Below are 25,192 nucleotides of genomic sequence, written 5' to 3' on the forward strand. Positions count from 1 at the left end.
TCTCCAACGGAGTGATTGATGAAGCTCTCAAATCGAGAGGGGTGTGCCCGAAAATTTGTAGGCATGCATCTTCGGGTCGTATTCGTCAGCGTGTCGATCCTCGTGGCGGTATTTTCAAGCGGATGCGCGCCGCTGCAACGTCCGATGTACAGCGCGTCGGAAGCTGCGCGCGCTCAGATTTCAGGATTTGAGAACATCCGAGCCCACGTTGACGATCCGCGGCCACCGGCTTCAGCTTATGACCCTTGGAAGCCGGTCGTCCCGAGAGGCAGGCCGACTATGCTTGCCATGTCAGGCGGCGGTTCCGGGGGAGCCTTCGCGGTAGGGATCCTATCCGCATGGAGCGAACTTGGAACCCGACCTAATTTCACGGTGGTGACGGGAGTAAGCACGGGAGCGCTGATTGCACCCCTTGCTTTCCTCGGGCCTGAGTATGACGAGCAGCTCAGGCGCCTTTATCTGTCGGACAAAACCAGAGGTCTGATTGACATCGAATGGAAAGGCGCAGGTATTTTCTCTCCCGGCCTCCTGCAGGGGAGCGCCTTGCGTGACGCGGTACAGGAGAACATCACAAGCGAAATCCTGCATCGTATCGCACGCGAACATCGTGACGGGCGGCGTCTCCTCGTAATGACCACAAATATTGATACACAACGCGCTGTCGTATGGAATATTGGTGCAATTGCGAACAGCGGCCGCTCAGACGCTCTGCCCTTGGTGCGCCAAATACTGGTCGCATCTGCAAGCGTTCCGGGGATATTTCCGCCTGTATCAATTAAGACAATCGTTGATGGAAAGGAGATCGAAGAGCTTCATTCCGACGGAGGCAGTTCGGCGCAGTTTTTTACTCTTCCCGAACACTTGCTCGTTGCCCCCAACAGCCATGCGCACGGTCAGAACCTGCAAATCTACGTGATCGTCAACAACGCCCTGATCCCCGAATTTTCAATGTCCCGAGCGAGAGCCCTGCCGATGATGGGGCGAGCCTACAGCATCCCTCCTGAAGTCACAGACGAAGCAGGGCTTAATCGCGCTCTACAACTTCGCGCAGCGATCAGGCATCCATCTCGACATTGCATCAATCGATGCGCAGGTTCCATACTCCATGTTTGATCCATTCAACGCCAGCTATATGAAGTCAGTCTATCTCATCGGTTATAGAAACACCCTAAATCATCGAGCCTGGAGTAAGCGCCCGATATTCAAGCCGGCCCCACGGTGAGTTTCAGTTCGCGATGATTGGTTCTGCTGACGCTTCATGACCTTCGGACTGCTGCCTGCCCTTCAGATCCCTCAGCGAGCTCTCATGTAAGTCTCGAGGTAGGCGACGCCGAACTCGACAATATCCCGGGCTGAGAAGCACAGACCCGTCGCCTGGCCGAAGGGCTGTTGGATTGCTCTTCGTTCAGCAATGAAGGTCGCGGCAATCGTCTCGATGGCGTCCGGTCCTTCTTCGGATGCAAATACTTCGACGATTCCGTTGGAGTCAGGTTCAATGACCTCAACCCACCGCGTCGACCCGTCGGTTCCCGCTTGTGGAGCCCAGTACGTGACCCACCGCTTCTCGGGAATACGCGCAACAGCTTCTGCATAATGAAGAACCGTGACTGCATCGAGCGGCGCTCCGAGAAGGAGGACCTTCGCATCAAGCTCGATGATCCTCGCGATCGGCGATCCGGGTCCATAGCCTGTGCCAAGTGCGTGGGGTTCAACGATCCAGTCTGCCTTTGATCCAACAGCGAGAATCGAAGCGTCCGGATGCGCACTGCGCCTGACTTCGTCCAGCGACAGCAGAAACGAATTCATGGCGCCGAAGCCAGGATACGCGGGCGAAAGCCGTTCGAACTGCGGCCAGTCGCGCTCCTCGCAAGCCGGCATACGCTGACCGCCGAGCGTACGCTCATAGGGAGAATACGCCCAGGACACGTAGGCGGTGACGGTCCCGGACGGCCCAACCGCCGTTTGCAATGCACGGGCAATGGTCATAGGCCCGTCCTCCACTGGCCCAATCCTCCGCAGGGAGGCGTGTACCATCACCGTATCCCCGTCGGAAACACCGAGTGATCTCAGTTCGGACGTGGCGCGATCGAATGTCAGCAGGTCCATGCATCTCTCCGAATAACATTAGATCTCGAGCCCAACGGTCGTTCTCCGCCAACAAATGTTACCGACGAAAGGCGAGTTGAAGCCCCAACCCGATCATGATTGTTGCGGAGAACCTCTCCTGCATCACAACTAGCTTCGGGTATCGCCGCAGGTCGCGTGAGACGGCGCTAGCTGCCAATGCGATAACAGCTTCCGCCAAGAAGGCGGTCAGCTTCATGATTAAGCCGAGCGCAAGAAGCTGGATCTGGTGATTTCCAGCCTCAGCATCAACGAACTGCGGCAGCAAAGCAGTCATAAACATAAGGCCCTTGGGATTCGTCAGTGAAGCGATAAATCCGTCGCGCACTGCATGTGCGGGAATGACCCCGATTTGTGCGGCCTGATCCGTGTGAGGCGAGTGCCGACGGCGAAGCAGACTAACACCACGCCAAACAAGGTAGGCGCCGCCTAATACTCTGATGACATCGAAGAGCATCGGGTATGCATCCATCAGGGAGCCTATTCCCATGGCAACAAGCGGAACCTGGATAAGGCCCGCCAAGGCAAAGCCACAGACTGTGAGCAAAGCCGATGCTTTCCCATGCCCGATCGCCCTGCTGACAACCAGTGCAAAATCCGGACCCGGCGTTACCGACAGGATGAGGACGGCAACCACGAACGCGAGCAGGATATCGATGTTAGGCATGGCTCACCGCGTCAGAATGTCGGTTGCTTTAGGATCGGCCGGGACACCGTCAATCAGGAAAACCTCCCCTTGCGAATTGGCCACACGTAGACCGAGGATCGCCTGATAGTCTGCGGACCTGTACCAGGCCTCGGCATTCTTGAGGTTCGTCAACCTCAAGACGATCAGGTCGAAATCTGGTGCCCCTTCTTTCACGTGCTTCTCACCGCCGTGGATGATGAACCGTCCTTCATAGGGCTTCAGTGTCTCATCAATCCTTTCGAGATAGGTGACGGCGTCTTCGTTCAGGGTAACGTTCCGCAAGGTGGCAACGGCAAAAGATGTCATGGATTTCTCCGCGTATCACTGACTGGATCATGCTCCTGCCAGACGTGAGGGCGAGCGCACACCGTGAGCAATGCCGCCTCAATTATCTCCGCAGCAAGCGAGTGGAGCTGAGATCGACGGGCTTGCCCGATCATGGTTCGAATTGGACACTCGTGATGAGGCCGGCGTCCTGAAGCAGCGTCAATGAGAATGCCTTGCGAAAGCTGCTCAAGGCGGAGAATGACGGTGCTGAAACATGCAGGGCAAAGACGACCGGTCTCTTCTCAGTTCGTCTCAGATAGCCGACATACCAGCCCGAGAACCGCCCTTCCCAGGCGCCGCCCTGGTCGGGACCTGTGCCTGTCTTCCCATGAAGGCTGATTGATGCTTGGGAGCCCTGAAAGCTTGCCCGCTCCAGAGAATCCAGGTTTGCTCGCGAAACACCCAGTTCGCCTGAGACAAGCTTCTCAAGAAAGTCGACCTGCTCCCGCGTTGAGATCTTCAATATGTCGCCGAGCCAGAAGTGATCGGATCCTTCAGGCACTTCGGAATTACCGTAGGCCCATGAGGTCAAGTAATCGCGATAGGCCTCAGTCCCGATTTCGAGCGCGAGATCCCGAAAATACCAGACCGCGGAGCGCGCAAATGCTTGTTCAAGCGTCTGGCCCTGCTTCCATACATCAGGCCAGAACTCCTCGGCCGGACGTTTCACCGGATCCCAATCCCGCCAGTGGTCCGGCGAGGTCGACACACCCGTCTCCAGCGCAATCAGCATGTTTGGTATCTTGAAGGTCGAGAAGGGAGAGTGGCGAGTGGTCAGATCGCTATCGGCTAGGACATAGTCGATGCCACTTTCCAGGTCCCGGGCCAGAAATTGGACCTTCGTGCCGTGGAGCTGACTTGAGTGCTCGTGGCGATCCAGAAACACAGTCTCCGCATGCAGATATCGCAGCGAACTAAAGCACGTGAAATACACGAGAGAAATGACACCGAATAGGGAGAGAAGTTTTCTGTTCATTTGAATCAATGGTCCCATGTTTGACCGTGTGCGATCTGGCTGGTACGGCTGAACCAAACCTGAATCCAGTGATGAGTATTCAGGATCGCATGAGCAGGATTCACGATGGAACTGGGCCGGTTTGACCTCAATCTCCTGAAGACGCTTGATTTCCTAGAGCGAGAGCGAAGTGTCCAGAACGCTGCCACGAGGTTGCACGTCACGCCATCGGCCGTCAGCCATGCGCTTGCTCGGCTGCGGCGAGATCTCGGCGATGTGCTCTTTATCCGATCTGGCAACAAGCTCGTCCCAACAGAGCGCTGCCGGGTGGTCCTGAGGCAGATCAGACCTCTGCTCAACTCAGTACACGGCGCGCTCCGAACTCCCTCGGCTCACACTGACTTTGAGTGCAACCCTCAGTCACAGGCACGAGACTTGAGAATTGCGATGCCGGGAGCCGTTGAGCTTTCGCTCGCACCCCTGATCACAAAGAAATTGCGCGCAGCGGCACCCGCGTGGACTCTGGAGATCCTGCCGTTCGAGCGCCGCAGCTATGAAAAGGATCTAATCGCGGGAGAGGTAGACCTGGTCTTATCCATCGGAGGACATACGCCGCCCATCGAAGCACTAAACTCCAGGACCCTCTGGCATGATGAGCTGGTCGTCGTTCAGGGCCCGAACGGACCTCTAGAGCGCGAGAAAGCGATTGGGTTGGAGGCACTCGCGACTCTAGACCAGATCTACGCCCAGGCCTGGCCGATTTCGCACCACTACCTGGATACGGTCATGGCTCGCCGAGGGCTGCATCGACGCATCGCCTTCAAGACAACGAGTTACGCAGCGGTTGCTGCTACTCTCCTTGAGACCGATCTTGTCTGCGTCATGCCCGAGCATGCTGCGCAAGCGATAACAGGACTTTACGGGGAGCTGAAGATTTTTAGCCTGCAGCAGCGCCTTGAGGCCACTTTGTCACTCGAGTACACGCGTTCATTCGAAATGACGGTTGCTGGAGCCTGGATCATCTCAATTGTGGCAGAACTCGCGCTCCATCGATGACATCCGGGTCGTGCAGGGAAATATGCGCCAAGCGATGGGCAGTATTATAATCCAGTCGAGACACGGCCGCTGCCTGGCATCACTATTAGGGTCGTCTACTGACAGTCCGAATCCGGCCGAAAACTCACTATGCTGCGGTTTGACGCACTTGCCTGTTGAAGGCAACTGGAAGCAGGTCAAAGGCAAGATCAAAGAACAGTGGGGACGGCACACTGACGATGATCTTGACGTGATCGATGGCAAGTGCGATCAGCTCGAAGGCAAGATCCAGGAACGTTACGGCTATGCCAAGGATCACAGAACCAAAGATATCGACGATTGGTATCGGCGTCAGACCTGGTAACGCTCAACCCCGCTTCGGCGGGGTTTTTTCGGTTTTTTGTTGGCCGCCCTCAACGAAGTAACTTGTTGACAACGTTTCACCCGGTGCATGAAGCCGTTGGATTGCGATTGATGGCGCTGGCAACATGAACAGCTTGCTTCGTTTGAAGGTTGCCGCTCGGGTCGCGCTGGCCTTATCCTTGCTCCTTGGAGCTTTTTGCACATTCTTCGTGGACATTGCGGCTCAGTGCCAGGGCATTTGCCACGTCGCGTGCGAGGTCCCTTCGGGCGATCGTGGCCGTCGCTGGATCGCGCGCGCGCAGAATATAGGACGGATGCCATGTAATCAGGACCGGTCCGCCGTGTATGCCCGGTTCCACCTTGCCGCGGCGTTCCGCCATGGACCGGTCGTCACCCGTGAGTGCAAAGGCCGCCGAGGCGCCCAGCGCCACCGTAAGCTTCGGTTTGATTAAAGCGAGTTCCAATCCTAGCCAGAACCGACAGTGAGCAATTTCGCCGCGATCCGGATTGCGGTGCAAGCGCCGCTTGCCACGAGGGCTAAATTTGAAGTGCTTGACGGCGTTCGTCAGCCACAACTTTCGCGCATCCATCCCAGCGTCAGCAAGCAACTCCCGCAACAATAGCCCGGCCGGGCCGGCGAACGTACGGCCTTCGATGTCTTCCCTGTCTCCGGGCTGTTCCCCTACCATCATCAGCGCGGCGTCTGCGGCCCCTTCGCCCCAGACGGTCTGCGTCGCCTTTTCGCAAAGACGGCATTCACGACATTGCGCCGCGGCTTTGGCAGCGTCCTCCAATGTATCGATCCGCTTTGGTGGCTGCGGCATTGCAGACCGATAGCGCTGTGAAACCGGGGCTGCGCCCAGTCGCGGTGTGGAGACGCCGGCCTCGTGCATTTTCTGAACGCGCGCTTCCGCGTCGGCGAGCATTTGCGGGATCAGGCGCGTTTCGGGCAGATTGTGCCAATATTTCTTAGGCATCTCCGATCGCATCGCGTTGAGCTTGATCCGAGCAGGGTTGAAGATGTTGCTGAAATAAGTCGCCCAAAGACTTTCTGCTGCATCTTCTGGCAGGTCGGGTTTTGTGCCACCGGGACCAAAGCTCAGCGCGCCGCCAACAAATCGGGCGGTCAGGCGTGGCGTCGCGATCACCCAATCCATGTCACCGAAGCGGCGTGTAAAAAAGAAGCTTCCCGGCTCCAGAGTGTTGTGCGTCGGCTCGAACCAAGCTGCAAAGCGACGACGGGAGGCCTGCACCGGCGCTTCCCGGAACCGGACGAAAGCGTGCATCTTGTGAATGTCCCGATCGACGGATTTCTGCATCAGCAACAGTTTACGGCCGAGCGGGTCCGCAGGCGAAAGCGGTTCACCTTCGCCTCTGTCGAGGCGCCAAAGGGCGCGGTAAAGCAGCGGCAGGCGTTCAGATGCCGAATGCCAGATTACCGACTTTGCCAGGTTCATGAAGGCCTGTGGAACCCGCGTCGCGTGAACGCCGGGACGTTCGGGCAGGGGTGTCGTGTCGAACAACCCTCCACAACCATGCCAGTCGATCTCTTCCGGAGCGATCCGGTGGCTGATAGCCCGCCTTGCAGCGTCGCGCCAGGCATCAAATGTTCCCTGCGCGGCAAGTGAGACCCAGTAGGTCATAGGAGCTGTAGTTGTTGCGGCGCAGGAACAAGGCGCGCTCGAAGATCGCTGCTATCGGTCAAAGCGCCCGGGCTCCAGCCCGCAAGAGCGATGAAGGGCCTTGCCTTGCGGGTAAGCGCTCCCATTCGCGCGAGATCCTCGACGCGAAGGCGATGATTGCGCCGCGCGGTGATGATGCGGTCGACGACCCGCGTGCCGAAGCCCGGCACGCGCAGAAGGACATCGCGCGAAGCGGTATTGACGTCGACCGGGAAAAATTCCCGATTTCGCAATGCCCAGGCTGTCTTCGGATCGAGCTCAAGATCTAGGTATCCCCCTTGTGTGCCAGTTGCGATTTCGTCTGCCGTGAACCCGTAAAATCGCAGCAGCCAATCGGCTTGATACAGCCTGTGCTCGCGCACAAGTGGGGGACGGACCAGGGGAAGCGCTGCGGAAGCATCCGGAATTGGAGAGAACGCCGAATAGTAGACGCGCCGCAGATGGTAGCCGCTGTATAGCCGGGTTGCGCAGGAGAGGATGACGGTATCATCGGCGCCATCGGCGCCAACTATCATCTGCGTGCTTTGGCCGGCAGGCGCGAAGCGTCTTGGTTTGCGACCGGTGTGGGTCTTGTCTCGCGCAGCTTCGCCCTCGAGCCGCACCTGCGCCATGGCGGCGCGAATGGTCTCCGGCCGCTTTTCAGGAGCGAGCTGTCTTACGCTCGTGTCCTTTGGGAGCTCGACATTGATCGACAAACGGTCTGCCCAAAGACCCGCGTCGCGTATCAGTTCGGGTTGAGCGTCGGGAATAGTCTTGAGGTGGATGTATCCCTTAAAGCCGTGGACTTCTCTGAGCGTTCGAGCGATGCGAACCATATCGGCCATGGTCTGATCGGGTGAGCGGATGATGCCGGAAGATAGAAACAGCCCCTCGATGTAATTGCGCCGGTAAAACTCGAGTGTCAGCGAAACGACTTCCTCGACGGAGAACCGCGCACGTTCGACGTTGGAACTGACGCGATTGATGCAATAGGCACAGTCGAAGATACAGAAGTTCGTCATAAGGATCTTTAAAAGCGATATGCATCGCCCGTCGGGTGTGTAGGCGTGGCAAATGCCGCTGCCACCGGAAGATCCCACGCCGCCTTTTCGTGAATCTCGCCGCTCGCCGCCGCTAGAAGCACAAGAAGCGTCGTACTTCGCTGCGTCCGCAAGGATCGCCAGCTTCTTTCGAAGTGCCATGGATGTCATAACGCGACTTTAGATGTTCACGATATGTTCGTCAATGCTTTTGCGCTATCTTCAATGTTTCCGCAAGGGGCTACAAGCGTGGCCGCGGTCGATCAACCGATAGGCACGCTGTTGCCTTTAGGCGAAGCTGGGTCGCCTATTGAAGCTTCACGGTCGCATTGAAAGTTGTCCCGCTGGATCTCTTGTATTCGTATGTACCGTGAAGTTGGCTCATGACACCACGAATCAGACGGCTACCCATCCCTTTGCGCGCCGTGGACGGATCGAAACCCACACCATTGTCTACAATCGTTAGAGATGCGCGATCCTCGCCCGATTGGAAAGAGATCTCGATATGTCCGGGGCAGCTGTCGGGATAGGCATATTTGAGGCTGTTTGTCACAACCTCGTTCACAAGCAGCGCGATTGCCGTGGCTTGCTCCGGCGTCAGTTTGAAGTCACCAATGTCATAATGGACCGAAACGTTGTCGCCATAAGCCGCGACAAGTTTGTCTACTACGGACGGTATGAGATCGCCGGCAGACACGGCATCAAACTGGTCATGTTCGTAGATCTGTTCGTGCACCGCAATCATCGCACCAATACGGTCAAACAGCGCCTTCTGGGCGTCAGGCGGAAGTTGTTGCATCCGAATTATGCTTTGAATGCCCTGGAAATTGTTCTTCACACGATGGTGGATTTCGCGCAGCAAGAGCTGATTGTCGGCCAAAGCTGCTTGCAGATGCGCGGACTTCGTGACATCGCGCCGGACCAGGTGATGAATCCACCCCCCCGCAGCAATCGAAGCGATCGCGGCCAGCGCCAGAACAGCCAGCGCGATGGAAAGGTCACTCCAAAACGGCGCCAAACCGGCCCCATAGTCTTCAGAGGCGACCGCGATGAGATCCGTCCCATCCACACGACGATAAGCCACAACTCGACGAACGCCGTCGGCAGGCGACGTAGCAAAATACGTGCCCGTCGGAGACGAAGGCAAGTACTCCGTGAACAGAACGTACTTGCTCATGTTCAGTGGACCGTCGGCAGCCGGGTATCTTGCGACCAGTTCGCCATCGTTTCGTATCATGCTGACAGTGGAGTTCTCCCCGAGCGAAACCGCCTCCCAAACTTCCTTGAGCAATCTGCCTTCGAAGGAAACCATTGCAGCTCCGGCGAAGACGCCATTCCGTTCCAGGCGCTTGCTGAAAACGAAAATTTGGTGATGGTTCAGCCGGCTTACGAGCAGGCCCGAGACGTAGGATTTTTGGCCAGTTGCAAGTGCGGAGAAGTATGGCCGATCCCGAATGTCGATCGGCCTAATATTGGGGTCTGTTGAGAACAACGTCCGGCCGTTGCGATCAACGACGTAAGCCTGAACCTGCCCAGGCAGGTCTGACACCGCCAGATTGATGTCTGCCACTTCGTCAGACGCGAGCCCAAGCGTGGGGCCCAGCGTGTCGTCAATTCGCCGAAGGGCCTGAACAGCCAACGCATTGATCCAGCTTGCATTGGTCGCCACAATCTTTGATGCGGCCGCGGCACGCTCCTCGGTTCGAAGAATCGAAGAGCGATAGCTCTCGTAGACCCACAAGAAGAGTAGGACGACGAGCGCCGCAAACATGGCCGCCACGATTGATGTGGCAGCGGTCGAGACCGCTAGCCGCTTACCTGTGTCCATGCAGCCGCCCGCTCCAAACCCTACAGCCAGTTAATCTTAGAAGTCTGCTTGCACGATGCAAGGGTGAGTCTCCGGGAATGCTGTCAGGCTTGCGAGGAAGCGGCCCTATAATTGCTCAGTTTGCGAACTTTCTGCCGTGAATATTATCGATAGAGTTTCGCGACGCATTGATTGTGCAGGCGGCAATGGCGGTTCCTGCCGGCACTACAGCGACGACGGCGATAGCAGTTTGCTCGCCTGCTGCACTAGGTTGAAGCACCCGATTGGATCGATGCGGCGCCGAGCGAACTCGTCGGTGAGCTCTTGCACACGCAAGCCCGATCCCGGCGGCTGGGCGCCATTATTTTGCGCCAACCGTGAACAAAGGCTTGCCCAACCTCGCCGCATCGATCTCGATGCCGAGACCCGGCGCTGTCGGAGCAGATCCGAAGCCCGCGTTGGAACGGGGTGTACGGTTCGCTAGATGGCCGTCGGTCCAGTCGTTGAAAAACGGTGTCATAAGGAGGGACTCCGGGCGAGTGGTGGCCGCGACGTGCGATGTCGCCGCGGTAATGATGTCGCCGCCCCACATGTCCTCGACGGACACCGCCATGTTCAACTCCTGAAGCAAGTCACGGGCCTTTACGACATTGGTCAGCCCGCCGAGCTTGCCGAACTTAAGGTTGACGGATACGGCATTGGCCTCAAATTTTGCACGGTAGACTTCGTCGTGATTGACGATGGACTCGTCAAGCACCAGCGGGATCGATGATCCGCGGTGGGCAAGAATGCAGTCAATCGTGCTGCGGCAGGGTTGTTCCACATACACAGGAAGACCGCTCAGCCCCTGCAGCGCAAGCTTAGCGGACGCGAGCGACCAACCGCCGTTTGAATCGGCCACGATGACAGTTTCCAAATCACCGGCTTCAACGCTTGCCCGCGTACGCGCTATGTCGTCGAACGGATTATTGCCGACCTTCAACTGGAAGCGATTAATCCCTGCTTGTCGACGTTCGCGAATAAACTCAGCCATCGCCTCGGGGCGATCCAGCGGGACCGCTTCGTAGATTGGGAACCGCTCATTCTGAACGCCGCCAATGAGCGCCGAAATCGGTCGGTTCAATGATTTGCCGAAGATATCCCAGCAGGCGATATCGAGTGGGCTCTTCGCGAATTCCTGGCCCATCAGCGTGCTATTCATAATACGCGCTACGTTGCCGATATTGGTTGGATCGGCGCCGACGAGTGCTTCTCCGAGATCTTTCAAGGCAGTGCGAATCCCCTGCGGGAATGTCGGGAGATAAACCTTTCCGAGTGTTGTGATTTCGCCCCAGCCGATGAGCCCTTCGTCCGTGCGGATGCGCACGACCGTGCCATCCTCGGCCGCGGCTACGCGGTTGCCAGACATAACGTAAGTGCCGTGGGCGTAGCCCACTTCGTATTTGTAGACGTCGATGCCGATTATCTTCACCTGAAACTCCTTGATGTTGTATATTGTATAAAATATAATTTAACGGCATTCAAGTCAGCGTCCGCTTGAAGGCAAGGAAACGTGACAAGGGAAAGCAGGAAGAAGGTCAGGGGCGAATGTTGTTTAAAATTTCGAACCCCGGTACGAAGGATCACGAGTTGGTTAGGATCGATGCCATGGCTACAGCCGCAAAGGGCCTCAAGCACAAGACGATGGCGTCTGCCGCGGCCGAGGAAATTCGCAATCGCATCCTGGCGGGCGACTATCCCCCAGGCTTTCAGCTGCGTCAGGATGGCTTGGCGGAGGACCTCGGGATGAGCCGCATCCCCATCCGTGAGGCCCTAGTCCAACTTGAAAGCGAGGGACTGCTGAAGATCTTGCCCCACCGGGGGGCGATCGTTGTTCAGCTTACGCCCGATGAAATCGAAGAGCTGTTCAACATGCGGCTTCTCCTTGAACCGTTTTTGTTCAAGCGGTCAGTTCCGCGGCTAACGAGAGACGACTTGAAGGCGCTTCACCAGATACAGAGGCGCTACGCCGCGTCTATCGATGAGCTCGATATTGATGTCTGGAACGAACTGAACACCGAGTTCCATCTCACACTCTATAAGCACGCACGCAGTCCGCGTGTATTCCTGACAGTGCAGAGCCTGCTCGTCGAATGCGACCGGTACACCCGGATACAGCTATCGACCATCCGAGGTGATCGAGGACGGGCGGTCGCCGAACATGCGGAGCTTCTGCGTCTATGCGAGCATGGCGCCTTCGAGGAGGGCGCGCGCCTCATGCGCGAGCATATCGACCATATACGCCGCGGACTGACGACTATGCACAGCCGTGATGAAGTCGCTGAGGCGCTCGAAGGCTGACACGCCAAGCAAGTGGACGGTGCAAAACCGGAATTGTAGCCGCGGCATAGGAGCCGACATGCGGATCGGTCGCAAGTTGGCCGTTGTGTCGCAGTGGATGCTCAGGGACGGAACCTGCTTCATTGCTCGTAAAGTAGACCCAAACCTGGGGCTTTATCGAAGGAGGTGACAACACAGAGCTTGCCAGAGCCCGTCAGCATCTGGCGGCCGGTTTGAACGTCCGGGAAGCCGCGGCCCGCGTGAGGTCGCCCTCGGTAGCCGACCTGGGCACCGGAATCGACTTCCTCGACCCGTGTGTCTGAGTGTGCTATTTAAGTAGTCTTTAAAGTAGATTTGCGTCACTGTCGGACAACGATACATAGCATCTTCGACTGTTCCGTTCCGCCTCCAGTCATCCTCTGAACGGAGCATCCTACCTGCTCAATACGAGATCATGCATGCGATGAGGGCCTCTGCGCGTAGGGAGGCCAAACGATCGTTGATCGGAAACACGCCGTGAACAAGCGGTCCAAAGTTTGGCGCGGCCTGCTGGTCTCCGCTGCAGCCGCGTCCCTGTATAGCCTCCCGATGCAAGCCGCCGAGGCCAAACCCAACATTGTTGTCATCCTTGGTGACGACATCGGCTACATGAACGTATCGTCCTACGGCGGCGACATCATGGGGGCCGCAACGCCCAATATCGACCGTCTTGCCAAGGAGGGCCTGCGGCTGACGTCATTCTATGCGCAGCCGAGCTGCACGGCAGGCAGGGCAGCCTTCATCACGGGGCAGCTGCCAGTGCGTACAGGTCTCACGACGGTCGGAACACCGGGATCGCCGATCGGATTGCAGAAGGAAGACATCACGCTTGCGGAAATCCTCAAGACCGAAGGGTACGCAACAGCCCAGTTCGGGAAGAACCATCTCGGCGACCTCAACGAGCACCTGCCTTGCAATCATGGCTTCGACGAATACTGGGGCAATCTCTATCACCTCAATGCCAACGAAGACCTTGAGGATCCGGACCGCCCCTCAGATACGCAATTCCGCAAGAAGTTCGATCCGCGCGGGATCGTCTCCTGCACTGCTGGCGGCGAGGTCAAAGACGAGGGACCGCTATCGGTCAAACGTATGGAAACCTTCGACGAGGAGGTCGTCGCCAAGTCTCTGACCTATCTCGATCAGCGCGCCAAGGACGGTAGACCTTTCTTCCTGTGGCACAACTCGACCAGACAGCACGTCTTCATCCATCTCAAGGACGAATCGCGCAAACTGTCTCGCGCCGGCATCGACGACACCTACGGCAATGGGCTCGCCGAGCACGACGCCCAGGTCGGTGAGCTCCTGGACAGGCTTGATGCGACGGGCCTGGCGAAGAACACCATCGTTGTCTACACAACCGACAACGGGGCCTATCAGTACATGTGGCCGCAAGGCGGCACGTCGCCATTCAAGGGCGACAAAGGTACCACCTGGGAAGGCGGCGTTCGCGTGCCGGCGATCATTCGTTGGCCGGGCGCTCCTGGCGGTCGGGTCAGTTCGGAAATCGTCGACATGACGGACTTAATGCCAACGCTTGCAGCCGCGGCCGGAGACAAAGACGTCGTCGAAAAACTGAAGGCGGGTGCGACCTATAACGGGAGGAGCTACAAGCTGCATCTCGATGGATACGATCAGACCGCCTTATTTGCTGGCAAGACCGACAGGTCGGCACGGAATTTCGAGTTCTATTACGACGAGACCACGCTGACGGCGATCCGCTACAAGCAGTACAAGATCTCGTTCTCAGTCAAGTCCGGCGAACGCTGGGACGATCCGCTGCAAAACCTTAGCCGTCCGCTGATTACCAACATCCTGATGGATCCGTTCGAGCGTCAGTTGGGGGATGTCGGCCGTCAGTTCGAGGAACACAAAACGTGGGTTCTGACGCCGATCATCGGCATCGTCGCCCAGCATATGGAAACATTCAAACAGTTCCCGCCGCGCCAGACGCCCCTCAGCGGCAATTTCGGCAAGACCATCGAAGGCATCCAGGCGCAGTTGAACCGCATTCAGCAGAGTCAACAATAGCGTCCCGTCAAGTCGAGACCGGCAACGGTGATAGGCTACCGTCGCGGGCCAAACGGGGAGGATATCGGCATGTGGACAAACATAGTGCCACCGACCGGCGCCGTTTCATTGGTTGTCGCCGGATTTCTGTCAATTTTGGGCGGGCTCTGCCAAACGGCGACGGCCGCCGACGGCGGTTCCGTGCTGCCATTTCAACCAACGCCGTCCAAGAGCGTCGCCGGGCCGACGTTGAAGGATTCCGTTCACCAGCGCCGGGTGGAAGAGCGACATCTTCCTGCCAATGCGCCGAACATTCTCATCGTGCTCATGGATGATGTCGGCTTCGGGGTCGCCGACACCTTCGGCGGCTTTGTGCATACGCCGACATTGTCGCGATTGGCTGCCGAGGGCATTTCCTACAACGCCTTCCACACGACGGCGATATGCTCGCCTTCCCGTGCTGCGCTTCTGACCGGACGCAATGCCCACAGGGTCGGTTCCGGTACGATCGCGGAACGTGCGCTCGATTGGGAGGGCTATGTCGGCGTTATCCCGAAGACCTCGGCGACCGTCGCTGAGGTGCTGAAGAACTATGGCTACAACACAGCGGCCTTTGGCAAGTGGCACAACACGCCCGCAACCGAAACCACAGCCATGGGTCCGTTCGATCGTTGGCCGACGGGCTACGGTTTCGAGTATTTCTACGGGTTTCTAGCCGGAGAGACGTCGCAATGGGAGCCACGGCTGGTGGAGAACACCTCGCTGGTCGAGCCGCCGAACGACCCGAAGTACCACCTTACGACCGATCTCGCCGACCATGCCATCACCTGGCTCCACAAGCATCAGGCCTACTCACCCGACAAGCCATTCCTGATGTATTGGGCGCCCGGTGCCTCGCATGGCCCCCATCACATCTTTCCGGAGTGGGCCGATCGATACAAAGGCAAGTTCGACGGAGGATGGGATAAGTTGCGTGAAGAGGTCTTCGCCCGCCAGAAGGCCTTGGGCTGGATCCCGGCCGATACGAAGCTGACGCCACGGCCAGAGAGTCTGGCGGCATGGGACAGTATTCACGAAAGCGAGCGACCGTTCCAGACCCGGCTGATGGAGGTCTTCGCAGGGTTCACCGAGCACGCAGACTTTGAGGCCGGGCGCGTCGTCGACGAGATCGACAAACTCGGCCTACGCGACAACACGCTGATTTTCTACATATTCGGTGACAACGGATCGAGCGCCGAAGGCCAAGCCGGGACGATCAGCGAACTCCTGGCGCAGAACGGCATCCCGAATACGATCGACCAGCATCTGAGGGCGATGGACAAACTCGGAGGCATCAAGGCGCTCGGCGGTCGCGATATGGACAATATGTACCACGCCGGCTGGGCATGGGCGGGATCGACGCCGTTCCAGGCGACCAAGCTCGTCGCCTCCTACTTCGGGGGCACGCGCAATCCGCTCGTGGTCTCATGGCCGTCGAAGATCGGGCCTGACAAACGGCCCCGCTCACAGTTCCATCATGTCAACGATATTGCGCCGACGATCTACGATGTCCTCGGCATCACGCCACCGCTGGAGGTCAACGGTCAGAAGCAGGACCCGATCGACGGCGTGAGCATGGTCTACAGCTTCAACGATGCAGCTGCCGCCGACACCAAAACCGAGCAGTACTTCGAGAACAACGGCAGCCGGGCGCTCTATGAAGGCGGCTGGATCGCCTCGGTATTCGGCCCGTTCGTTCCGTGGCAGGCTTCCCAGCCGTTCAACAAGGATTGGGATCCGGATAGGGACACCTGGGCACTCTATAATCTCGCCAAGGACTTTTCACAGGCTGACGACCTTGCGGCGATCGAGAAGGATCGACTCGCCGCCATGAAGGCGCGTTTTCTTGAGGTGGCCAAAGACAACAAGGTCTTTCCGATCGGTGCAGGCAACTGGCTTCGGCTGCATCCGGAAGACCGCATCAAGACTCCCTATACGAACTGGAGTTTCGACGCCGACACGATCCGCATGCCCGAGTTTACGGCGCCGGGTCTTGGCCGGGAGAGCAGTGTCGTCATGGTGGACGCAGACTTCCGCGAGAACGCCAACGGCGTCCTCTACGCGCTCGGCGGGGCAAGCGGCGGGCTTGTCGTCTACATGGATGACGGACATCTTGTTTACGAATACAACATGATGATCATCGAGAACTATCGGGCCCGTAGCCCCGACAGGCTGCCGCCCGGCAAGCACCTGATCGAGATCGATACGACGCTGCAGAGCCCCAGGCCGTTGTCGTCCGCGGATGTCGTCCTGAAGGTCGACGGCAAAGCGGTTGCCCGCACGACGGTAGCTCGGACGGTGCCCGCTGCATTCACCGCATCGGAAACTTTCGATGTCGGCACAGATCTCGGTTCTCCGGTCTCACACGTCTACGCCGAGCGACGGCCCTTCAAGTTCGACGGCAAGATCGATGCAGTGAAAGTCCACCTGAAGTGATGGGAGTGCCTCGGCACCGAGTTTCGTGTCGATAAAACGTTGACGAGCGGGTGTAAGCCCACGGAGGATAAAATGTCTTTCTATAGAACACTTGCAAGCGGCGTTTTTGCACTCAGTCTGCTGGGTCCGGCCCTTGCCCAGTCCGTGCTGAGCAAGGCGGTCCGGACCAGCGAAACGATGGAGCCTGCGCTTTCCTTTCCTGATCAGGACAGAACTGCAGCCGAGAAATTAGCCGAATTGCAGAAGAGAATTGGTAGAAAGCCCAACATTGTCTGGTTCCTGATCGATGACATGGGATGGGGTGACCCCGGCGTTTATGGTGGCGGAGCAGCCGTCGGTGCGGCGACGCCCAACATGGACAGGCTCGCGCGCGAAGGCTTGATGCTGACCTCCGCGTATTCACAGCCGACCTGCACGCCGACCCGCTCCGCGATCCTCACTGGACGCCTGCCGGTGCGTACGGGACTGACCCGGCCAATTCTCGCGGGAGACAAGATTACCAAGAACCCGTGGGGCGAGGAAACCTCGCTTCCGAAGCTCCTGGGCGAGGTTGGCTATGCGACCGTGCTTTGCGGGAAGTGGCATGTCGGGGATGTCGAGGGCATGCGTCCGCATGAGATCGGGTTTGATGAATTCTATGGCTTCTACCCAGCCTCGCAGGAACTGTCGAAAGCCCTGGATAAACGTCGCTATCCAGATCTGGTGCTGAACCCCGAACGGATGCAGATGTTCCGCGACACTGGAGCCAGCGAAGCTCTGATCCACGGCTTCAAGGGCGGAGAAACGACCGTCGCACAGAAAATGGAAAGTCTTGACGACATTGCCGAGGCCGACCACACGCTTAAGGAGTTCAGCGTCGCGAAGATCAGGGAATTGGCCAAGGGCAACAAGCCGTTTTTCCTGGAACATGCCTTCATGAAGGTCCACGCCGACAACTTCGCTTCCAGGGAGTTCGAAGGCAAGAGTGACAGCAAATATCCCTACAAGGACGCGGTCGTCGAGGTCGACGGCTATATCGGTGAGATGGTGAAGGCGCTGGACGATGCCGGGGTGCTCGATAATACGTTCATCTTTATCACGTCGGACAACGGCCCCCAGATGGATAGCTGGCCAGATAGTGGCACGACGCCGTTCCGGGGGGCGAAGGGATCCGCCTGGGAAGGCGGCGTCCGCGTGCCCGGCATTGCCTACTGGCGCGGCATGATCAGCCCCGGTCGACAGAGCGACGAATTGTTCGATCTGATGGACCTCTTCAACACATCCCTCGATCTCGGTGGCGCTTTGGACAAGATCCCAACCGACCGCTACATCGACGGCATCGACCAGACGTCCTTCCTGCTCGCCGACGGTGGCCACTCGAAGCGTGAGAAGATCTACATCTGGAACGAACAGAACTTCATGGCCATGCGCATGTACGAATACAAGATCATGACCAAGGTGGTGGAAACCAAATCGCAATGGCTGGATATCGACATGTCCACCATCACCGACGTCGGGCTCGCCCCCTGGGTATTCAATCTCTACATCGACCCGAAGGAGCAATATCCGGTCGGACACCGCATGAACGCATGGCTTGCGTCACTTGGCGCAGAGATGAAAGCGCATGCGGCGACGTTCAAGAAATACCCGCCAAAGGACATCGGACTGGCGCAGTAGGTCAAGGCCCAGTAGCTTGCCTCGAAATCTCGCACCGTTGTCAACGCGATGCAAAGCCTTGAGCCCTGCGTCCCGCCGCGCTCCGCCAGGCGATTTCGAACCTTCTATGTCGCGGGAGGTGTCGCTGTCGCTTATGTCGCAAGCGCCGCACTGACCTGTTCGCGCTCAACGCACAACAAGTCCAGTGGAGCACGCCTGTGGGATTTGTTCTTCTCAATAAAAATATCGAATCTTCTTATGTTTTCTGTAGCGCTATAGACGTTTATCGGGTTGCCTCGCTTTTCAGTGTCGGAGGCAGGAACCAGCGTCTAGTGGAAGGCCGCCGCAAACGTCGCCTGATCGCTCCAGCGAACGGAACGTTCCCGATCCCTCATCCTCGATGCTGCCGACGCGGCGTTTCGGGAAAAGGGATTTGCTGCCACTTCCTTTGAGGAAATCGCGATACGGGCGGGCCTGACCCGCAAGACGGTCTACAATCTGTTCGCGTCGAAAGACGAAATCGCCGCGAAGCTCATCGCTCGTATGGCAGCGAACGACGCGCCCTATCGCGATCGGATAGAGGCCGGCGACGACGTGATTCCCTTGCTCGAAGGCGCCTTTTTCGACAACGCGCGCTGGTGCTTGGCGAACCCCTCGCTTGCTAAGCTGGCGCTTGCCCCGGCTGGACGGCCATCCCTTGAAGCGCCCCCCGATCGACCATCATTCCAACGGCTTGTCAGAGATATTCTGATGCTCGGCCAGCGGCAGGGTGTCATTCGCATGGATGACGACCCCAATTTCATGGCGCTGGTTCTTCTTGGACTCTATGGGCAGGCGATGCTTTCAGCCCTCGCTGCAGGCCAGTTCACCGAGGATGACATCAGACACATCATCCGTATCGTCGTTGAGGGCATCGGGGTGCGTTCATAACGGCGAGGCGTCTTTTCGCGCAAATCCTAAAACCTGCAATAGAGCGGCCGCCCCCGGGGGCGTGTCGTACGTCCTTGTCGCAAGTGACATCAAAGTTATCGCTGAACGAGGCGGTCTCCTACGTCGTGAAGCGAGGCTCGGGGGAGCCGCTATAACTGATAAGCTTCTTTTGGCTGCGTTGAACATTCGTTATCCAGGTGCTGCGTCAAGCAACGGCCGTTTGGCGACCAGCATGCTGATATGGTGGGCCCGGCAGGACTCGAACCGTCAACCAATCGGGCCGACCGCGCTGCTTTCTTTCGGGCCGATTCAAGCTCTTGGTGACGTTGGCATCTTGTATGTTTCCGTAAAGTACGTATTTTACGGAAAATGGAGGTGCATGATGACATCCACCGTAACCGCCGCTGCGGTCTCCAAGAATTTTGGAGCCTATCAGGACGCGGCCGTGCGCGAGCCGTTGATTATCACTAAGAACGGCCGACCGCGCACGGTTTTGATCGCCTATGAGGACTACCTTCGATTGATGCGGCGCGAGCGCCAAGTCGAGCTGACGAGCGCGTTGGATGCCGACGAGCTCGCCGCAGTCGAAAAATCCACGATGGATCCCGGACTTGACCATCTCAATGCCGAATTGACGAAGGACAAGAATGCTGCCGGCTGAGCCGAAGGTCGGCTGGGTCTTCCGCTATTCCTATCTCTGGCACTGGCAGCATTTGGAAGGACGAGAAGAAGGGGACAAGGATCGCCCAGCGCTCGTTCTTGCCGTCGTTGCCACCTTGGAAGATGGAACGCCGGTGGTCCGGGTCCTTCCGATCACGCATACGCCACCTTCCGACCCGGCAAATGCCGTCGAGATTCCGCCGGCGACAAAGCGTCGATTGGGGTTGGATGACGAACGCTCCTGGATTGTTGTGACGGAAAGCAACCGCTTTGCCTGGCCAGGGCCGGACGTCCGACCGCTCGACACGGAAAGCGGCTACCACGGCCCGTTGCCTCCGGCCCTGTTCGAAGAGGTGAAGCGTCGTTTTGTCGGGCTAGCGCGCAGCCAAAGACATCGGGCGACCCCGCGTAGTTCTTAAAAGCGATTTGTTCCGGCAATTTCTGCAAAATGGCGCATCGCATGACGTCCCCGAAAAGACGGGACGGCAATTACGGGGTTCGCTAGCATCTTGCGCCGAACTCCCGTGAAGCAACCGTCAAGCCGAAGGGCAGACCAACCCTAGCAAAGGCTCGTTGCGCGTATGTTCACGGTCTGGGCCAAGCAGATCGCATAATGTATCTTCGGGAAATCTTGAGGCAGACCGCGCCGACTCTGCGGGCGTCTGCCAATCAGGAGAGTCGGCCGTTGCGAATGGCTTGAAGCTCAGCGAGGAAGGCAGTTGCAACCTCGGTCGCTTCAGACGCGTCCCCGGGAGCGACGTCCAGACCATGCGCAGCTCTGTTCATCGCGTGAAGGGCGCCTCGAAATTGGTCCGCGGTTTTCGGCGCAAGCCCGAGGCGTTGGAGTTCGGCAAGCATCGCACCAAGCGCCGCAGGTCTCTCGTTGTCAGTTTGGTCGGCCATTAATAGCCGGATTTCACGTTCGATTTCTATGCGAGGCTTTATTAGCTGTTCGAGGTGTCTGGCTGTTGGTTTCCACGCAGAACTGAGCCGGTTAGGCGCATAATTTCCATTGAGAATTGAGCCATGTGAACCTTCCCCCAACGCGGAGAGCGACGGGCAACGGAGTGATCCACATGGGACTTTTAAACATCATCCGTCGGATGGCGCTACGCGAGAAGCAGTCGATCCGCGAGATCAACCGGCGCACCGGGCTGTCGCGTAACACGATCGCACAGTATTTGAACGCGGGCACGATCGAGCCGACGTTTACGGTACCGGAACGGCCGAGCAAGCTTGATCCATTTGCCGACAAACTGGCGGCCTGGCTGAAGACAGAGGCCGGAAAGTCGCGCAAGCAGCGCCGAACACTGAAGCAGGCACATGCCGACCTGGTGGCTCTCGGCTTTACCGCCTCCTATGGCCGGGTAGCCGCTTTCGCCCGCGAGTGGCGAGCTGATCGGCAACGTGAGCAACAGACGACGGGCCGTGGCATATTCGTACCGCTGTCATTCCGCCCAGGCGAAGCATTCCAATTCGATTGGAGTGAGGACTATGCCGTGATCGGCGGCGAACGCACAAAGCTTCAGGTGGCACACATCAAGCTATCGCACAGTCGGGCTTTTCTGGTCAGAGCCTACCTGCTGCAAACGCACGAGATGGTCTTTGACGCCCATTGGCACGGCTTGCGTGTGTTCGGCGGCGTCCCTGCTCGCGGGCATCTACGATAACATGAAGACAGCAGTCGATCGCGTCGGCCGCGGCAAGGAGCGACAGGTCAATATCCGGTTCCTCGCGATGACGAACCACTACGTCTTTGCGCCTGAGTTCTGCAATCCCGCTGCGGGCTGGGGGAAGGGCCAAGTCGAGAAGAATGTCCAGGATGCCCGACCGCGGCTGTGGCAGCAGATGCCAGACTTTCCGGATTTGCTGGCGTTGAATACCGGGCTGGAACAGCATTGCCAGGACCTGTGGCGGGAGACGCCGTATGGCACTTTGTCCGGTGCGATCGCGGATGTTTGGGCTGATGAGCGGGCAGCATTGATGGCATTGCCTATCGCTTTTGACGGCTTCGTCGAGCAGAGCAAGCGCGTCTCGCCGACATGCCTGATCACCTTCGAGCGTAATCGCTACAGCGTGCCTGCGTCTTTTGCGAACCGGCCCGTCAGCCTGCGGATTTATCCCGAGCGACTGGTCGTTGCAGCCGAGGGCAATATCCTCTGCGAACATCCGCGGATCATAGAACGCAGCCACGACAAGCCACAACGAACGATTTACGACTGGCGGCATTACCTTGCCGTCATCCAGCGCAAGCCCGGTGCTCTGCGCAATGGTGCACCCTTCCTGGAATTACCGGTGGCCTTTCGGCAACTGCAGGACCAGATGCTTCGCCGCCCTGGCGGTGACCGCGAGATGGCCGACATCCTCGCTCTTGTGCTTCATCACGACGAACAGGTCGTCGTCAGAGCTGTGGAACTGGCGCTGGATCAAGGCGTCGCGACCAAGACGCATGTGCTGAACCCGCTGCATCGGCTGATCGACGGCAAGACGACTGACGGTCCCGACATCGACACACCACAGGCGCTGGCCTTGTTGCGCGAACCCAAGGCCAACGTCGAACGCTATGATGGTCTGCGTGTCCGGATCGTGGGAGGTCGCCATGCGTCATGATCCCGCAAGTGCCGCCGTCGTCATCATGCTCCGGAGCCTGAAGATGTATGGCATGGCCCAAGCGGTCACGGAACTGATCGAGCAAGGTGCTCCAGCTTTTGATGCGGCCGTGCCGATCGTGTCCCAGTTGTTGAAAGCCGAAATGGCCGAACGTGAGGTTCGCTCGATCGCCTATCACATGAAGGCTGCGCGCTTCCCTGCCTACAAGGACATCTCCGGATACGACTTCGCCGCCAGCGAGATCAACGAAGCGACGGTGCGCCAACTGCACCGATGCGAGTTCATGGACGGAGCGCATAACATTGTCCTCGTCGGCGGGCCGGGCACAGGCAAAACACACGTCGCGACCGCTCTCGGCGTCCAGGCTATCGAGCATCACCGCCGAAAGGTCCGCTTCTTCTCGACCATCGAATTGGTCAATGCGCTCGAGCAGGAGAAGGCGAAGGGCAAGGCAGGCCAGATCGCCGAGACGCTGGTTCGTCTCGATCTGTTGATCCTGGATGAACTCGGATATCTTCCGTTCAGCGTGTCAGGCGGAGTGCTGCTCTTCCACCTGCTGAGCAAGCTCTACGAGCGCACCAGCGTCATCATCACCACCAACCTCAGCTTTAGCGAATGGGCCACGGTCTTCGGCGATGCCAAGATGACCACCGCTCTGCTCGATCGCCTGACCCACCGTTGCCATATCCTCGAAACCGGAAATGACAGCTTCCGCTTCAAGGCCAGCTCGGCCGCCGCGGCACAGAAGAGGGGAGAAAAGACCAACCCATTGACCAAACCCTGATCAGAAAACCATACTTAGAGGTGGCTCACTTCTCGGTGGAAAAACCGGCTCAGTTCCGCGTGAAAACCAACACGACAGCGACCTCATTCACACCACCGGAACAGCATATCTGAACGGTGCCACCGTCGCCCATCTCGGCACGACCGGGAGCTACCGGCCATTCTCCACGTACGTCATCCTGACGGTCGACGGCGGCGTCGACGGCAGGTCCAGCGATGTCGTCTCCGACTACGCGTTCTTGGTGCCCGAGCTTGGCTATGACGCGAACAACGTTTATCTCGAACTGACACGCAACGACATCGACTTCGTCGACAAGGTGAGGACGCGGAACCAGAGGGCGACCGCGGGAGCCGTCGATAGCCTCGGTCTCGACTCGGAGGTTTACGGCGCGGTCGCCATTCTGCCTGACGACGAGGGACTGATCGGCAAAGCGTTCGACGCGCTTTCCGGCGAGATCCATGCATCGGCCAAGACTGCGCTGATCGAGGAGAGCCACTTCGTGCGCGATTCCGTCAACGAACGCCTGCAGGCCGCATTCTCCGGGGCTCCGACCTCCGTGCAAACCATGGCCTACAGGTCAGATAGGCTGCACGCCACGTCGGTCGATGGCGAGGGATTGATGGTGTGGGGCCACGCCTACGGCGCCTGGGGCACGACTGACGGTGACGGCAACGCCGCAACGCTTGACCGCTCGATCAGAGGTTTTCTCGCCGGTATCGACGGCACGTTCTTCTCTCCTGACGTGCGGGTCGGACTGCTGACGGGCTACAGCCACACCTACTTCGCTTCGGGCGACAGGTCGTCCCCCGGCTCGAGCGACGATTATCATTTCGGGCTTTATGGTGGCGGCCGATGGGATGCTCTCCGGCTGACGGGCGGATTGGCTTATACTCGGCACGACATCGGAACCAATCGTTCCGTCGCTTTCAACGGCTTTTCCGATCGTCTGGCCGCCGCCTATGATGCCCACACTTTCCAGGCCTTTGGCGAAGCCGGATACCGGATTGATACTGCCGCCGGCTACTTCGAACCATTCGCCGGCCTTGCCTTTGTCAATCTGCGGGCAGGGGCTTTCAGCGAAGATGGCGGTGCGGCCGCACTGGCGGCGGGCGCCCAGTCAACGCAAACGACCTTCACCACGATCGGACTGCGCGCCGCGACGGACCTGGGCTTGAATACGTCGAAAGCAAGAGCGCACGGCACGCTCGGCTGGCGACACGCCTTCGGGGACACGGTGCCTCAATCGACGCAGATCTTCTCAGGCGGCGACGCATTCGCGGTTGCAGGCACCCCGATTGCCGAGGATGCCGCGTTTATCGAGGCCGGTCTCGATTTCGAGATCCGCCCGGGCGCCAGACTAGGACTTTCCTACAATGGTCAGATCGCGACCGATGCGCAGGAACACGGTTTCAAGGCGAGGATCGACGTGCGGTTCTGATAGGTGGTAGTCAAAGCTGAGCGCTTTGGCGGATCTCGCCTTCATGTCCCCAAGCCCTGTCAGCTATAAGCGTCATCTTTAGCCGACTTTTTGTTCGCTCACGCAGTCTCGCTCCACTTCCATTTTCCGTTGAGCCAGCGTTTGGTCGAAGAGATGCCGCTGGAGTGTCAATCAGCGTCCAAAATTCACCCCTTATCGGCATCCAATTTTGACCCCCTGGTGATGTAGATCAGCGCTTGGCCTGCCCGGCGCTGGCCGGGGATGCAGAGGGTAGGCCAAGTGCGGGTGATGG

20 protein-coding genes and 1 pseudogene are annotated in these 25,192 nt (G+C 58.4%); 13 read left to right on the forward strand and 8 right to left on the reverse strand.

Translation table 11 applies throughout. From position 1 onward, the window contains the following. The first annotated feature begins 18 nt into the window (after positions 1-18). Positions 19-1,113 (forward strand): patatin-like phospholipase family protein, encoded by a 1,095-nt coding sequence (locus tag IB267_RS31400; RefSeq protein ID WP_246810904.1) that lies wholly within the window; start codon positions 19-21, stop codon positions 1,111-1,113. Between the two features lie 180 nt (positions 1,114-1,293). Here IB267_RS31400 and aac(3) read toward each other — a convergent pair whose 3' ends face one another. From aac(3) to IB267_RS31420, 4 genes are all read right to left on the reverse strand, one after another. Continuing rightward, positions 1,294-2,106: an aminoglycoside 3-N-acetyltransferase gene (aac(3), locus tag IB267_RS31405; protein ID WP_192451294.1), complete on the reverse strand. Its 813-nt coding sequence runs from the start codon at positions 2,104-2,106 to the stop codon at positions 1,294-1,296. A gap of 58 nt (positions 2,107-2,164) precedes the next feature. Beyond that, on the reverse strand, positions 2,165-2,791 hold the full coding sequence (locus IB267_RS31410; RefSeq protein WP_192451295.1) for a LysE family translocator: 627 nt from the start codon (positions 2,789-2,791) through the stop codon (positions 2,165-2,167). A 3-nt stretch (positions 2,792-2,794) separates the two neighbouring features. Continuing rightward, a complete protein-coding gene (locus IB267_RS31415) occupies positions 2,795-3,118 on the reverse strand; it encodes a DUF1330 domain-containing protein (RefSeq protein WP_192451296.1) in 324 nt (107 codons plus the stop codon). 130 nt (positions 3,119-3,248) lie between these two features. Further along, positions 3,249-4,115 (reverse strand): class D beta-lactamase, encoded by an 867-nt coding sequence (locus IB267_RS31420; protein WP_192451297.1) that lies wholly within the window; start codon positions 4,113-4,115, stop codon positions 3,249-3,251. 105 nt (positions 4,116-4,220) lie between these two features. On the opposite strand from IB267_RS31420, the gene IB267_RS31425 reads away from it, so the two are divergent. After that, positions 4,221-5,150, forward strand: a complete 930-nt coding sequence (locus IB267_RS31425) for a LysR family transcriptional regulator (protein ID WP_192451298.1) — start codon at positions 4,221-4,223, stop codon at positions 5,148-5,150. Between the two features lie 139 nt (positions 5,151-5,289). Then, a complete protein-coding gene (locus IB267_RS31430) occupies positions 5,290-5,493 on the forward strand; it encodes a CsbD family protein (protein WP_246810912.1) in 204 nt (67 codons plus the stop codon). Between the two features lie 172 nt (positions 5,494-5,665). On the opposite strand, the gene IB267_RS31435 is transcribed toward IB267_RS31430, so the two are convergent. From IB267_RS31435 to IB267_RS31450, 4 genes are all read right to left on the reverse strand, one after another. Further along, positions 5,666-7,135, reverse strand: coding sequence for a UdgX family uracil-DNA binding protein (locus tag IB267_RS31435; RefSeq protein WP_192451299.1), 1,470 nt, complete (start codon positions 7,133-7,135; stop codon positions 5,666-5,668). After that, positions 7,132-8,355 (reverse strand): putative DNA modification/repair radical SAM protein, encoded by a 1,224-nt coding sequence (locus IB267_RS31440; protein ID WP_192451300.1) that lies wholly within the window; start codon positions 8,353-8,355, stop codon positions 7,132-7,134. The genes IB267_RS31435 and IB267_RS31440 overlap by 4 nt, the downstream gene beginning before the upstream one ends. 145 nt (positions 8,356-8,500) lie before the next feature. Continuing rightward, positions 8,501-10,021: a sensor histidine kinase gene (locus IB267_RS31445; RefSeq protein WP_192451301.1), complete on the reverse strand. Its 1,521-nt coding sequence runs from the start codon at positions 10,019-10,021 to the stop codon at positions 8,501-8,503. 340 nt (positions 10,022-10,361) lie between these two features. After that, positions 10,362-11,471 (reverse strand): mandelate racemase/muconate lactonizing enzyme family protein, encoded by a 1,110-nt coding sequence (locus tag IB267_RS31450; protein WP_192451302.1) that lies wholly within the window; start codon positions 11,469-11,471, stop codon positions 10,362-10,364. A 176-nt stretch (positions 11,472-11,647) separates the two neighbouring features. Here IB267_RS31450 and IB267_RS31455 point away from each other — a divergent pair, with 176 nt between their 5' ends. From IB267_RS31455 to IB267_RS31500, 10 genes and pseudogenes are all read left to right on the forward strand, one after another. After that, positions 11,648-12,340 carry a GntR family transcriptional regulator gene (locus IB267_RS31455; RefSeq protein ID WP_192451303.1) on the forward strand — a complete coding sequence of 231 codons (693 nt, stop codon included), beginning with the start codon at positions 11,648-11,650 and terminating at the stop codon, positions 12,338-12,340. A 495-nt stretch (positions 12,341-12,835) separates the two neighbouring features. Further along, on the forward strand, positions 12,836-14,389 hold the full coding sequence (locus IB267_RS31460; RefSeq protein WP_192451304.1) for an arylsulfatase: 1,554 nt from the start codon (positions 12,836-12,838) through the stop codon (positions 14,387-14,389). Between the two features lie 69 nt (positions 14,390-14,458). Next, positions 14,459-16,843 carry an arylsulfatase gene (locus IB267_RS31465; RefSeq protein WP_192451305.1) on the forward strand — a complete coding sequence of 795 codons (2,385 nt, stop codon included), beginning with the start codon at positions 14,459-14,461 and terminating at the stop codon, positions 16,841-16,843. Between the two features lie 72 nt (positions 16,844-16,915). Then, positions 16,916-18,499 (forward strand): arylsulfatase, encoded by a 1,584-nt coding sequence (locus IB267_RS31470; RefSeq protein ID WP_246810905.1) that lies wholly within the window; start codon positions 16,916-16,918, stop codon positions 18,497-18,499. A 372-nt stretch (positions 18,500-18,871) separates the two neighbouring features. Continuing rightward, positions 18,872-19,408, forward strand: coding sequence for a TetR/AcrR family transcriptional regulator (locus IB267_RS31475; protein ID WP_192451326.1), 537 nt, complete (start codon positions 18,872-18,874; stop codon positions 19,406-19,408). A 382-nt stretch (positions 19,409-19,790) separates the two neighbouring features. Further along, on the forward strand, positions 19,791-20,069 hold the full coding sequence (locus IB267_RS31480) for a type II toxin-antitoxin system Phd/YefM family antitoxin (protein ID WP_192358126.1): 279 nt from the start codon (positions 19,791-19,793) through the stop codon (positions 20,067-20,069). Beyond that, positions 20,056-20,487 carry a type II toxin-antitoxin system PemK/MazF family toxin gene (locus IB267_RS31485; RefSeq protein WP_192451306.1) on the forward strand — a complete coding sequence of 144 codons (432 nt, stop codon included), beginning with the start codon at positions 20,056-20,058 and terminating at the stop codon, positions 20,485-20,487. The genes IB267_RS31480 and IB267_RS31485 overlap by 14 nt, the downstream gene beginning before the upstream one ends. 657 nt (positions 20,488-21,144) lie before the next feature. After that, positions 21,145-22,678 (forward strand): annotated as a pseudogene (gene istA, locus IB267_RS31490) (IS21 family transposase). Further along, the gene (istB, locus tag IB267_RS31495; RefSeq protein ID WP_192451327.1) at positions 22,668-23,462 is read left to right on the forward strand and encodes an IS21-like element helper ATPase IstB; all 795 of its coding nucleotides are present in this window, start codon (positions 22,668-22,670) and stop codon (positions 23,460-23,462) included. Before istA ends, istB begins: the two are co-directional and overlap by 11 nt. A 10-nt stretch (positions 23,463-23,472) precedes the next feature. Then, positions 23,473-24,900, forward strand: coding sequence for an autotransporter domain-containing protein (locus IB267_RS31500; protein WP_192451328.1), 1,428 nt, complete (start codon positions 23,473-23,475; stop codon positions 24,898-24,900). Positions 24,901-25,192 lie beyond the last annotated feature (292 nt).

The sequence above is a fragment of the Ensifer sp. ENS09 genome (assembly GCF_014852425.1).
In the GTDB taxonomy this organism is placed as follows: Bacteria; Pseudomonadota; Alphaproteobacteria; order Rhizobiales; family Rhizobiaceae; genus Ensifer.